At 30.6% G+C, this 13,797-nt stretch carries 13 protein-coding genes; all 13 read right to left on the bottom strand.

Annotation, left to right across the window (positions count from 1 at the left end):
* Window positions 1–20: 20 nt before the first annotated feature.
* Complete coding sequence (gene hpt / locus Q9317_RS00065; protein WP_003100560.1) at window positions 21–563, bottom strand: hypoxanthine phosphoribosyltransferase; 543 nt, start codon at window positions 561–563, stop codon at window positions 21–23.
* A gap of 4 nt (window positions 564–567) precedes the next feature.
* Entirely contained in the window at window positions 568–1,851 is a 1,284-nt protein-coding gene (gene tilS, locus Q9317_RS00060; RefSeq protein ID WP_071794715.1) for a tRNA lysidine(34) synthetase TilS, read from the bottom strand.
* The gene (locus tag Q9317_RS00055; protein WP_003100558.1) at window positions 1,848–3,134 is read right to left on the bottom strand and encodes a serine hydrolase; all 1,287 of its coding nucleotides are present in this window, start codon (window positions 3,132–3,134) and stop codon (window positions 1,848–1,850) included. Before Q9317_RS00055 ends, tilS begins: the two co-directional genes overlap by 4 nt.
* Before the next feature lie 19 nt (window positions 3,135–3,153).
* Window positions 3,154–3,270, bottom strand: coding sequence for an SP_0009 family protein (locus Q9317_RS00050; RefSeq protein WP_016355733.1), 117 nt, complete (start codon window positions 3,268–3,270; stop codon window positions 3,154–3,156).
* Window positions 3,271–3,642 carry an FtsB family cell division protein gene (locus Q9317_RS00045; protein ID WP_003100556.1) on the bottom strand — a complete coding sequence of 124 codons (372 nt, stop codon included), beginning with the start codon at window positions 3,640–3,642 and terminating at the stop codon, window positions 3,271–3,273. It lies immediately after the preceding gene.
* Entirely contained in the window at window positions 3,629–3,901 is a 273-nt protein-coding gene (locus Q9317_RS00040) for an RNA-binding S4 domain-containing protein (RefSeq protein ID WP_003100554.1), read from the bottom strand. The genes Q9317_RS00045 and Q9317_RS00040 overlap by 14 nt, the downstream gene beginning before the upstream one ends.
* 28 nt (window positions 3,902–3,929) lie before the next feature.
* A complete protein-coding gene (locus Q9317_RS00035; RefSeq protein ID WP_003100552.1) occupies window positions 3,930–5,441 on the bottom strand; it encodes an oligosaccharide flippase family protein in 1,512 nt (503 codons plus the stop codon).
* Window positions 5,404–8,904 carry a transcription-repair coupling factor gene (gene mfd / locus Q9317_RS00030; protein ID WP_016355731.1) on the bottom strand — a complete coding sequence of 1,167 codons (3,501 nt, stop codon included), beginning with the start codon at window positions 8,902–8,904 and terminating at the stop codon, window positions 5,404–5,406. The genes Q9317_RS00035 and mfd overlap by 38 nt, the downstream gene beginning before the upstream one ends.
* Before the next feature lie 2 nt (window positions 8,905–8,906).
* Entirely contained in the window at window positions 8,907–9,476 is a 570-nt protein-coding gene (pth, locus tag Q9317_RS00025; RefSeq protein ID WP_003100548.1) for an aminoacyl-tRNA hydrolase, read from the bottom strand.
* Between the two features lie 67 nt (window positions 9,477–9,543).
* On the bottom strand, window positions 9,544–10,662 hold the full coding sequence (ychF, locus tag Q9317_RS00020) for a redox-regulated ATPase YchF (RefSeq protein ID WP_016355730.1): 1,119 nt from the start codon (window positions 10,660–10,662) through the stop codon (window positions 9,544–9,546).
* Between the two features lie 228 nt (window positions 10,663–10,890).
* Complete coding sequence (locus Q9317_RS00015) at window positions 10,891–11,088, bottom strand: DUF951 domain-containing protein (protein WP_003100542.1); 198 nt, start codon at window positions 11,086–11,088, stop codon at window positions 10,891–10,893.
* 61 nt (window positions 11,089–11,149) lie between these two features.
* Window positions 11,150–12,286, bottom strand: coding sequence for a DNA polymerase III subunit beta (gene dnaN, locus Q9317_RS00010; RefSeq protein ID WP_121791558.1), 1,137 nt, complete (start codon window positions 12,284–12,286; stop codon window positions 11,150–11,152).
* Window positions 12,287–12,441: 155 nt separating this feature from the next.
* Entirely contained in the window at window positions 12,442–13,797 is a 1,356-nt protein-coding gene (dnaA, locus tag Q9317_RS00005) for a chromosomal replication initiator protein DnaA (protein WP_003100539.1), read from the bottom strand.

The following is a 13,797-nucleotide window of genomic DNA, read 5'->3' as shown; positions in this document are numbered from 1 at the left end:
AAGTAATAATTGACCTTTTTCTATTTTGAATAGATTTCTTCTTTTAATACACCGACATAAGGAAGATTACGATAATTTTCCGCATAGTCTAAACCAAAACCTACAATAAATTCATTTGGAATATCGTAACAAACGTAATCTGCTTCAATCTCTACAACGCGGCCTTCTGGCTTATCAAATAAAGTAGCAATTTTAACTGAATTAGCTTTACGGTATTTAAACATATCGATTAGATACTTAAGTGTACGACCAGTGTCAATAATATCTTCAATAAAGATAATATCACGGCCTTCAATGTTAGTATCAACATCTTTTAAGATTTTGACTTCTCCACTACTCATTGTTCCACCATGATAACTTGATACCACCATAAAGTCGATTTCAACATGTGTATCAATATGTTTAATAAGTTCTGCCATAAATGGAACTGAACCTTTGAGAACACCAACCATTAACGGATTTTTCCCTTGATAATCCTTAGTTAATTGTTCTCCTAATTCTTTAGTTTTAATAATAATATCTTCTTCTGTGTAAAGAATTTTTTTAATATCTTGCTCAAGCATGATGTCACCTTTTTTCTAAATTTTCAATATACAGTGTGGCTCTCATTATATCATTTTCAGCCATTTTTCTCAAATAAGTTTTATCAGCTACAATAACAAATATAATAATATCATTTTGTAATCCTATAATTGCTTCATTTCTTTCCTGAATAGAATATTTTTCATCAATAAATAATCGCCTTAATTTCTTTGAAAAAGAACCAAATGAAATAACATCTCCTTCATTTCTTCCTCGTAAGGTAATAGGAGAAGTATCATAAATTGGGATGCTAAAAGTATTTTCTTTTGTCATTCCTATTGTTTCAAAAGAGAAGAAATATCCTTTATAGTCATGCATTGAACCATATTTTAACAGAAGTTTTTGCTTATAAACCTCCGTCTCAAGCATGATTTTTTGAATTTCAAAGGATTTTATTGATAAAATGAGTTGATAACTGCTATTTATAGGAAAAATACCATTATTCTTTGAAGTAAGAATTGAATGTATATCTTTAAACTGAGTTTTTGAAAGTTTTAAATCTGAAAATTTAGCAATATACTCTTGTAGCAAATAATATTGTACCGCATAGGATTGCGACTGAAAAAAAGATAAATCCGTTTTTTCATAAGAATCTGTTAACTCTTTTAAGGCTGTAAACAAAAGGTGGGACTCTCTAGCTAAATCAGTAAGTGCTTCTTGAATTCTAGGATTTTCTTTTGCCAAATCTCTCAAGTAAAGATTTCTAACACGATTTCTGAAGTAATGATTTTCTTGATTTGAGTAATCATCAAAATGAAAAACATTAGGAAGTTGCTCTTTATTAAAAGTCAGAAAAGGTCTAATTAATTGTCCATTCCCGAAATCTTGAACTTCCTGAATTGCTTGAAGATGCCTTAGTAAAGTTCCTCTTACAATGCGCATCAATACTGTTTCAGCTTGATCATTAGCGTGATGAGCTGTAACAAGAGCAGAATAGTTATAGCTAATCATTATTTCCTTAAAAAAAGCATAACGAAAGTCTCTTGCTTTTTTTTCTGAAAATATTCCTGAAAAATGCTTTATAAATAGTGGAATTTGATTTTCCTTTGCCCAATTTTGAAGAAATTTTTCCTCTTCATCAGACTGTTTTCGTTGTTTGTGATTAACATGTGCGATTGCAATTTCAATCTGCAACTCATCTTTGTAAAAATGCAAAAAGTGCAGTAAATTCATAGAATCTACTCCACTAGATACTGCTATTAATACGCGTTTGTGGGATTTAAATAAGCCCTGTTTTTTAGTGTGTTGATAAATTTTTTGATACATTATTTTAGGATTGAGTATACATCATCTGAAATTTGAGTAATATCCTCATAAGATGCATTATCTGTAAAAACTGATAGGATATATGGCGACTTCCCATAAATAATAGCAACATCATGCCTATTTTCATAAGCGTCACCAATTTTATGAGCGACTGGTACTGAAATGTTTTTTGAAATACGATTATCATCAAAATCAGTTGCTGACAAATAAGAAATGATTTGTCCATTTTGATAATAAATAGCTTCCATTAGATTTGCTGCTGCGTGTGATGATAACATACGACTTTCCATATTCCATTTCATTCCTGCAATGGCATTAATATGAGCATAAAATTTTTGGTCATATTTATTAGCAATATAGTAACCTAAAATATTTGTTGCAACATTATCTGAATGTTGAGACACTGCTTTTAATAACTCATCTACACTATAATCTTTATGATCGGCTTCTTTGCTGATTTTACCACTTCCAGAACCATCATAAGCCCCATCAAAATGATGAACCTGATCACTATAATTTAATTTCTTATCTGCAGCTAATTGCCCATTATTAATTTTGTCTTGAACATAATAAAGAGTTGCTAATTTAGCAATACTTGCTGAATACATTAATTGATCGGCATTAATACCTGCAACTGCCTGTGTATCTAATTGTTTTACAAAAATAGAATAGTTGGATTTATTGTATTTTTGAGTTAACATGTCTTGAACTTTTGACATACGATTATCTGAAAGTGATAAATCTGTTTCAGAAATCCAAACCTTATTATTAATATAATAATAATTCCCTTGTTGGGTTTGAACAAGTCGACTTGCATGGACCTCATCATAGGCTTTTATATCAGTTTCTTTAGGAAGAATTCCTTTTACAAAAGGTTGATTATAGGCTAAGAAATGTGCTTTTGTCCAAAAATTCAAATCTACAGGCATTTGATTTTTTAAGACATCATCATAAATAATAGTTTTATTAGCTTCAATGTAAGTGCCATCTGTTAATTGAAAAATAGCTTTTCCTGAACTGTTAATCATTAACTTACTGATGCTAAATGCTGTATTTGGTGAAATAAGATGACCTAACTGATTTAAATCGGCATCTAAATAACTATAAGTTTCATAGTAAACGTTAGGATTTTGAGGAATGACATCATAATAAGTGACTTTAGAAAGAGCTGATTGATTAAGTTCATGAATCACTTCTTTTGGAAATTCTGGTTTTTCCTCTGTACTAATGACAATAATAGGAGACAAGAAAAACGTCATTAACATAACTGCTAATAATTTTTTCACCATTTCTCCTTTCTTAATATTAATCTTTCCGTTGGAAATCTTCCTTAATCAATTGATTTTTTTCCTGTAACTCTTCCAATTTATCATCTGAATGCGCCAAAAATAATTCTACTTTTTGAATAATATCTTCCATCATTTATTTTGGTAATAATCCTGGAATAGGATAGATAACCTCTCCTTCTCGTGAAAGATAGTATTTAGCACGCGCATATTTTTTAACATAATCATTGTCTTTTAATTGCTTAGCTAATTCTTTTTCTTTTTTCGTACTATTTTCTAAATTTTGGTATTCTTTTTGCAGTTTGATGACTTGTTTATGTTGTTTTTCTAGACCAACATAACTTTGAACCAAATTATAGGTTGGTAAAATAAATAAAAACATGATAATAATCAAAATCCATCCCATAAAACGGTTTTTCTTTTGATTTTCCTCAACTTCAAAGCGTTTTTTGATATTTTCATCATTGATGTATTGATTATTTAATTGAACAATACTAGGCTTCTTCATGACTTTCTATCCTTGTTTCTCTAATAATGTCATACATTTTGACAGCATCTTCCTTTTTAGTACTATCTTTCATTTCAAGTACACGGACTGTCAGCAATTTATTGCCAAAACGAATTTCAACTTCATCATTGATTTTTAAATCTGTGGAACTCTTAGCCAATACACCATTAACTTTAATACGACCTTTATCAGCAACTTCTTTGGCTACTGGACGTCTTTTTATAATGCGTGATACTTTTAAATATTTATCTAGTCTCATGATTTACCTCACAGTCCATTCCATTTTATCATTTTTCTTTGTGTAATGGTAGATAGTACCATAATTTCTGATCAAAAACCATTAATTGATGACATAAACTTAGAAAGACTACCATTCCTAAAAATGCTGCTATCACTAATGTTATAAGGGCAGTCACTCTACTATGACTGGGAATAATAATTTGGACAAGATAAACCATTAATAGCATCATTGCTATACTAAAGTAGTATTTGATATTAGTAAAAACTGTTACTGTTATCTGACTATTTTTTAGATAACAAAACAAAACGATAACAAGTGGCACCACCGTTGATAATGAACTTCCTATAATGCCGAAATGATAGGTTAAAAAAGGTGTTAAAATCATTTTTAATGCTAAACCTATAACTAAAAATAGAAAAGAAGCCTTAAATTTTGTTTCGATAAAAGCTTTTTGATGAAAATATTGAATTAAACTTGACAATACAATGATGGTCAAATAAATTTCAAGAGCTAAAAAACCTTTATTATTTTCAAATAAAAAGTGATTCATTAAGTGTAAAATACTGCCAAAACCAATTGTTAAGGTCAGATTGAAATAGAAAATAAATTCAAAAAAAGACTGACTTTCTTCTTGATAATTTGATGTATTCTCATAGAATAATTTTGTTAATTTTGGTAAATAGGATGTGAATAAGGCTGTTGAAAAAATTAATCCAAACTGGATCAATGGTTGCCCCCTATCATAAATTCCCTTACTTGCTTCCGCAGTAATTTGTGAAAAACCACTTAAGACTAAACTATTTTTGACAAAAATAGAATCAAGAAATTGAAAAAGTAAAAGATAGATAGAATAAAAAATAAATAAAATTGTTGATAAACCAATGCCATGCATTTGTCCAAATGACAATTTCTTCACAGTCATCATACTTTTCGCTGAATATGATGATTTCTTAATCAAGTAGATTAGCACACAAACACTTGCAACTAAATTTCCACTAGCTGCCACATTAGCTGTGAAATAAACAGTCCAATCACAAAAATAAAACAATAAGGCAGATAAAATAATAATAGTCACTCTAATGATTTGTTCCAAAACTTGACTAATAGCTGTTGGTAACATATCAGCATTTGCTTGTGCCATTCCTCTATAAAAAGAAATAAAAGGAACTGTTACTAAAACAAGTGCTGTCATTATAATACTTGGTGTCAGGTAAATACTACCAAGTAAGTTAGCAAGAGAATATGAGAAAATTAATAATAAAATTGATAAGCCGGTACTGACGTAAAACTGGATTTTAAATAGAATTTCCAAATCTTTTTGGCTATTTTTTTGAGCAATGCTTGCTATTACATTAGGCAAGGCTGTTAAACTAAGTGCACTGATAATAGCTAAGAGTGGATAGACTTGCTGGTAAGCATAAACCCCCCTATCACCAACTAAGTTTTGATAGGGTATTTTATACAAGGCTGCTAAAATTTTAGAGACTAGCCCACTTAATACAATAAGTAAACTGGATACTTTAGTTGTCTCCTGTATTTTTTCGTTCTTTAATCTCACTCAATTTTTCTCCAAAAATAACTAATTCCTCTAAGATTTCATAGTCTTTTTTATTTCTGATATCAAAAATAATATCAATTTTTCCATTATTTTCACTGATTCTTGCTTTTAATTGTGTTTTTGACAAAGCTTCAAAATAATCTTGTGTTAAATAATAGCTCAGAGATACCTTTTCAAAACGTACTAATAATTGCTTATCTTTACGTTCTGCTAATTCAGCAAAAGCATTATCCATATAGTATTTTAATAAACCAATTTCAATAAGATAGGCTACTTGATCTGGATAATCACCAAAACGATCCACTAATTCTTCTTGTAATTGTCTATAATCTTCACGATTTTCAAATTCACGGATACGTTTGTAAATTTCAATTTTCTGACGTTCATCTTTGATGTAATCTTCAGATAAATAGGCATCAATTTGTAAATTAATTTCACAATTTCCTTTTTTCCTAATTATTGTCTTGCCTTGTTTATTAGCAATAGCTTGTTCTAACAATTGTGAATACATTTCAAAACCGACTGAATCTATAAAACCACTTTGTGAGGCACCAAGTATATTACCTGCGCCACGAATAGATAAATCGCGCATAGCTATTTTAAATCCAGATCCCAATTCTGTAAACCCTTTGATAGCTTCTAATCTTTTTTCAGATATTTCTGAAAGAACTTTATCAGGTCGATACATGAGATAAGCGTAAGCAATCCTATTTGAACGACCAACACGACCTCTTAATTGGTATAAAGTTGAAAGTCCCATATGATCAGCATTTTCAATAAATAAAGTATTTACATTTGAAATATCAACACCTGTTTCAATAATCGTAGTTGCTACTAGAACATCATAATCTCCATTAATAAAATCAATCAGGGTATTTTCCAATTGAATTTCACTCATTTGACCATGAACAAATCCAATTGAAGCTTCTGGAACTAACTCTTGTAGCTCTGAAACTTTTTTATCAATCGTATCAACTTTATTATAAACATAGAAAACTTGACCACCACGGTCTATTTCCCTAATAATAGCTTCCCTCACAATTCCAGGATTAGTCTCTAACACATAGGTTTGAACAGGATAACGATTGGTAGGTGGGGTTTCAATCACAGATAAATCACGAATTCCTAACATTGACATATGTAATGTTCTTGGAATAGGTGTAGCCGTTAAAGTAAGAACATCTACCTTAGCCTTTAATTCTTTTAATTTTTCTTTATGTTTAACACCAAATCGTTGTTCTTCATCAATGATAATTAAGCCTAAATCTGAAAAATGAACATCTTTTGATAAAAGTCTATGCGTCCCAATAATAATATCAACTTGACCTTTTTTCAATTTTTCAAGACTTTCAGTCTGTTCTTTTTTACTTCTAAATCGACTGAGCACATCAATTTCAATAGGATAATTTTCAAAGCGCTCTTTAAAGTTTTCATAGTGTTGCTGCGCTAAGACAGTTGTTGGTACTAAAATAGCAACTTGTTTGTTATCATTAACGGCTTTGAATGCTGCTCTCATCGCAACTTCCGTTTTACCAAATCCAACATCTCCAACTAAAAGACGATCCATAGGATGATGACTTTCCATATCCTGCTTAATTTCCTTAACGGACCGTAATTGATCCTCTGTTTCAATAAAAGCAAAGTCTTCTTCAAAGGCTGCTTGAAGATTATCATCCGGAGAAAATTGAAATCCTTTTAATTGACTTCTTTCAGCATAAAGTTTTAACAAATCGTCTGCTATATCTTCAACTTGTTTGGTAACTTTTTGTTTTGTTTTTTGGAAACGACCGTCATTTAATTTATTAATTTTTGGTGTTTTACCATCTGCTGAAACATATTTTGATAAACTTTCAATTTGTTCAACAGGTAGTGAAATACGATCAGAATTTTGATACTGAATTGTAACATAATCTCTATGAATACCATTAATTTGAATGGTTTCAATGCCTAAAAATTGGCCAATACCATGAACATTATGAACAACAAAATCACCTTTTGATAATTCATTATAATTTTTAAGACGTTCAGCATTACTAATAGTTGATTTTCGAACTCGTCTTTTAACTTTTTTATGATAAATTTCGTGTTCTGTGATAAAAGCAATTTTCTCATCAGAAAAATAAAAACCACTAGACACATTTCCAATAATGATTTGTGTTTTTTTAGCTTCAATAGCATTGGCTGAAACAAGTGGAAAATCAGTATTGTATTCTTCTAAATGCTTTTGCAGATTTTCAAAGGCATGATGAGATTCAACTTGAATAATCACAGTAGCTTGTGATTTTTGATAACGTCTGATTTCATCTAATAAGAGTGGAAATTGATTATAAAATTCCTGCATCGCATATTGTGTCAACTGATGCATTTTATCAAACTTGATATTTCCTAGACCCTTATGAAAATTTGAGAAGAAACTTGCTGGTTGATAAGCTCTAAACTGACGATAGTTCTCAGCAAAATAATGCAAACTTGAGACTGCTTTATGATTTTGTAAATCAGCTGTTAATAAATTAGCAACTTCTAAATCAAAATTAGCATTCTTATCCATTATTTTTTGAAAATCATCAAAAATTAATGGTGTTCCTTTTGGAATATAATCCAATAAGGTCCATTCTTTCTCATAGTACAATGATAAAAATTTTCGAATATCTTTATGTTTAAACCCATCTCGTGAAACTGCAATAATGTCTGAAATATAAGCCTTAGCTTCTAAACTTAAAGGACTTAATAGACTTTCGAGTTTATCACTACCACGATTTAAATCTATTGGTTCTAAAATAAGGTCACTAGCAGGACCAATAAGAATTTTATTTTTTTCAGTTAATGATTTTTGAGTTTCACTATCAAATGTTCTAATACCATCAACTTCATCACCAAAAAATTCAATTCGAAATGGAAGTTCTTCAGTGATTTCATAGATATCTAAAATATCACCTCTCCTACTATATTCACCTGGATTGGTAACTTGTGAAACTTTTTGATAACCTAAAATAGACAGTTGCTTAACAAGTGTTTCTAAATCATATTCACTACCAATAGCAAATGTCAGTTGATTTTCTTTAAAAACTTTTGGATTTGGAAGTAAGGTTCGTAATCCAATAACACTTGTAATTAAAATACCACTACAACTCGTATTATTTAAAAATTGAATGGCTTCAATTCTTGAAATAGCCTTATCTAAGGATGAGAAAATAAATTCTGCAGCAGCAACATCATCTGAGAAAAATTGATAGACATTTTCTTCACCAATTAATGCTGATAAGTCCGCAGCTAATTTTTCAGCTTCATTTTGACTGGCTGTAACAACAATTACTTTATTTTCTTGACTAATATATTGTGAAGCTATAGCCATAGCTTTGCTTGATCCAGATAATCCCATTACTAATTGTCTTGCAAGTGTTTCACTTCCTGCAATCCAAGATTGAATGGTTTTATTCTGACTAAATAATTCTAAACTATTCATAATTACCCATTATATTTTTGCATGGTCTTTTCAAAGTTGTTTTCTTGTAAATAAAATGCTACAGCATCACTAACTTTTTCTAAAGTTAAAGCGATGGTAATGCTATCATCACTATCAAATTTTCCTAGAACATGATTAATAACTGTCATTCCTTGCTTTGGTCGACCTATTCCAATTTTAATACGATCAAATTCCTGGGTTCCAATATGTGCAATAATCGATTTAATACCATTATGCCCACCTGCGGATCCTTTTTGTCTAAACCTTATTTTACCAACTTCCATATCTAAATCATCATAAATAATAATCATATCATTCACAGAAATATTGTAATAAGTTAATAATGCTTTTACAGAAATACCACTATTATTCATAAAAGTAATAGGTTTGACCAAATAAATTTTTTCGTGATTAATAAATGTTGATCCAATAAGTGCTTTAAAATTTTTTTCCTCAGTAAAGTTAATTCCATGCTTTTTAGCCATTTGATCAATAGCCGTAAATCCTATATTATGTTTTGTATTATCATATTTTGATCCTGGATTTCCAAGACCAACAATCATTTTTACCATTTGCTCTATTCTCCAAATAGGAAAAGGGTTGGAAATTCATTTTCCAACCTTTTCCTTATGCTATTTTTTATACGTTAAATCGGAACTCCATAATGTCGCCATCTTGAACAACATATTCTTTTCCTTCTTCTCTTAAACGTCCAGCTTCTTTAACAGCTTTTTCACTTCCATATTTAATCAAGTCATCATAACTCATGGTTACGGCACGAATAAAACCTCGTTCAAAATCTGAATGAATAATACCAGCTGCTTGTGGAGCTTTAATGCCACGTTTAAATGTCCATGCGCGAACTTCTTTGACACCTGCAGTAAAGTAAGTGCCTAAACCTAATAAATGATAAGCTGCGCGTGTTAATTTATCAACGCCTGATTCTGTTAAACCGATAGCTTCTAAAAATTCAGCTTTATCTTCTTCATCGTCTAATTCTGAAATTTCTTCTTCTGCACGCGCTGAAATAACAACAACTTCTGCATTTTCTGTTGCAGCAAAGTCACGAATGATATTAACATAATCAATATCATCTGGATCAGCTACTTTATCTTCATCAACATTTGCTACATAAAGAACTGGTTTTGTTGTTAACAAGAATAATTGTTTCACAACTTTTTCTTCTTCATCTGTAAAATTAATTGTTCTGGCTGATTTTCCATCTTCTAAAACAGGTTTAATTTTTTCAAGCACAGCAAATTCTGCTACTGACTCTTTATCTTTTTGTGTACGTGCCATTTTTTCAACACGTGCATAACGTTTATTAATTGATTCTAAATCTGCTAGAATTAATTCCAAATTGATAGTATCAATATCAGCCATAGGATCAACAAAAGCATCCTCACGACCTTGTTCACGCATAACATTTTCATCATCAAAGGCACGAACCACATGAACAATAGCATCCACTTCTCGAATATTAGCCAAGAACTTATTTCCAAGACCTTCACCTTTTGAAGCGCCTTTTACAATTCCAGCAATATCTGTAAATTCAAAAGTTGTTGGAACTGTTTTTTTAGGAGTGATTAGCTCTGTTAATTTATTTAATCGCTCATCTGGTACCTCAACCATACCAACATTTGGATCAATTGTTGCAAAAGGATAGTTAGCAGCCTCTGCACCTGCTTTTGTAATTGCATTAAATAAAGTTGATTTACCAACATTTGGTAAACCGACAATCCCAGCTGTCAAAGCCATATTTAGTAATCTCCGTTCAAAATTTCAATCACAACTATTATAGCATAAAACTATCAAAAAAAGCTTGCTAAGTCACAAGCTAAAATAAATTGATAAACATTTTTAAATAAGTAACAACTAATGGTGTTAAAAATATCAACTATCAATAATCAGATAAAAATTCCCAACTAGTTATTGACCCAATTTTCAGTTGCATAGTTTATAAAAATACTTGCTGTTACAAGTATTTTAAGACTGCAACACTTTTTTTAGTTTTCGTTCAAAATCATAGCGACTCATCATAATAATATGGTCACAATTTGTACACTGTAATTTTATATCAGCACCAACTCTGATAATTTTCCATTCATTTGCTTTTTTACCTGTTGATTTTACGGTGCAAGCATGTGGTTTTTTCATCTCTACGAGAGAACCTAAATCATACATTGTTTTTCCTTTCCTAAGGCTATAAAAATAACCCCACCCAAATGGAGTTATTCTAGGGCTATTAGTTTGTACGGACAGGTGTGATTAATTGGATAAATCCTTCTTCATCATCTCCTGGAGTTAGTGTAAATGGTCGAACTGGAGAAATAAAACGAATTCTAACTGTATCACTCTTCAATGCTTTTAATGCTTCAATCAAATAAGTTGGGTTAAATGAAATGATTAAATGCTCACCTGATTTTTCTACAATTTCAAGTTCTTCATTAACTTTACCAACCTCTGGCGAATTAACATGTGCTGTAATAGCATTTTCAGCAATTTCAAGTTTAACGGTTCCATTTTGTGTAGCATTTGAAATCAAATGTGCACGTTCCATTGCATGGCGTAAGGATTGTGTATTAAAAACAACTTCTGTTTCAAATTGATTCATTAATAGACGGTCTGTATCAGGATAATTTCCTTCAAGAAGTCTTGTATAGAATGAAATATGTTCACTTCTAAATAAAATTTGACTTGGAGAAAAGAAAATTTCAACGGTTTCAATATCATCAGTAAAAACTGATGAAAATTCACGAAGTGATTTACTTGGAATAACCACATCAAAATCACTAGCAGATTTTTCAAGAGTTAATAACCGTTGACTCATACGGTGTGAGTCTGTAGCTACCGCTTTAAACTGATTATTTTGACTCAAAATCATATGAACACCAGTAAGAATTGGACGGCTTTCTTGTAAACTTGCTGCAAATGCTGTTTCAGCAATAATAGATTTCAATAATTTTGTTTCAAGAATAAGAGGATTATCTGTGGACACTTCCTGAAGACGGGGGTATTGTTCAACATCTTTTCCTTTTAAGGTAATTTCAGATTTTCCTGATGTTAAAACAACTTGGTGTTGTTCTATTTCTTTAAATTCTAAACTAATATCTGGTAAGCTAGAAATAATATTAATAAAGAAGTTTGCCTCTAGTAAAACTGAACCAGTTGATGTAATCAATAGTCCCGCATTTTCATTTGAAACAGGAATAGTATTTTCAATAGAAATTTGACCATTAGATCCTGTTAAAGTAATGTCAGCTTGATTAACATCAATTTTTATAGTTGAAAGAATAGGAATAGCGTTTTTAGTACTAATAGCTCTTTTAGTTGCATTTAAAGCTTGCATAAAAAGGGAACGATTTATTAAAAATTGAATCATGAAAACTCCTTTATTTTATAAGTATAATATTTAGTAGTAGTAGTAGGTCTTGTGCATAACGTTAATAACTTAGCTCATATCAGTTCCACCAAGAGATAAAGCTTGTTCACAACTTGTGGATAACTTTATCAAAAAAGAATACTTTTCCACAGGTCTTATTTTATCTTATTTTTGATGGTCTCAATCTCAATGCGAAGACTCTCATCTTCAGCAATCATATTTTTGATTTTATTATAAGCATGAAGAACAGTTGAATGGTCCCTGCCACCAAATTCTTTTCCAATTTTTGGCAATGAATTATCAGTCATTTCACGTGCTAAGAACATTGCGACCTGTCTAGCTAAAACAATGTCTTGAGTGCGTTTTGTTGCTTTTATTTCTTTTACAGTTACATCATAAAATTTACCAACTTGAATTTGGATTTCTTCAATTGGAATAATAGTCATTTTAGGTGTATCTTGTTTTCTAGCACGAATAGCTTCTGCTGCTACATCAACTGTAATACGATCAATTTGTTTAAAATTGGCAACTAAACTAATATCTTTTAAGGCACCTTCTAAATCTCTGACGTTAGAATCAAATTGTCCAGCTAAATATTCAATAGTATCTTGTGGAAAAGTAAAATTATATTCTTGAATTTTATTAGTTAAAATAGCAACCCTTGTTTCAAAATCAGGTGGTGTAATGTTAACAGTTAACCCCCATTTGAAACGTGTTACAAGTCGTTCTTCCAAATCATTTAAATGGTCTGGTGTTCGATCGCTTGTTAAAACAATTTGTTTATTATTATTATGGAGAGCATTAAAGGTGTTAAAGAATTCTTCTTGTGTTCCAGATAAAGTCTTTTTAGCAAGTGACTGAATATCATCAATAAGTAATAAGTCTAGATTTCTAAATTTTTCTTTGAGTTCATCCATAGTATCTAAACGAATATGAATAACAAATTCATTAATGAAATTTTCAGCTGTAATATACTTAATACGTGCATTAGGGTTATCTCTAAGAACAGAATTCCCGATAGCATTAAGTAAGTGAGTTTTTCCTAGTCCAGGTCCACCCCATATAAATAAGGGATTATAAGTGGTACCAGGTGTATTTGCTACAGCAATTGAAGCAGCTACTGCCCAACGATTTTCATCTCCTTGAATAAAATTTTCAAAGTTATATTTTGAATTTAAATCAGAGGCAACAATTGGTAATGGATTAACAGGTTGTCTTGAAAAAACTTGAGTATTAGATTGTGCGGGTTGTGACTCTTCTAAGTAGTCTTCAAATACATATTCAATTGAAATTTGTGCATTGTAAATTTCAAAACCAGCAGTCAAAATAACATCTTTTAGGTTGTTTTCCCAAAATAACTGTTTGACGCTTTCTAAATAGATTGTAGCTACTTGATTTTCAACTTTAACTAATCTAGCATCAAAAACAAAAAACTCATAAGTTGCCTGAGTTAATTGATTTTGCGCAAGTTCCAAAACCCTATTCCAAAAAATTTGTTCATTTTCAGTCAT

Origin of the sequence: Streptococcus iniae (genome assembly GCF_030732225.1) — a bacterium.
GTDB lineage: Bacteria > Bacillota > Bacilli > Lactobacillales > Streptococcaceae > Streptococcus > Streptococcus iniae.
This window is presented reverse-complemented; position numbering and strand designations above follow the sequence as displayed.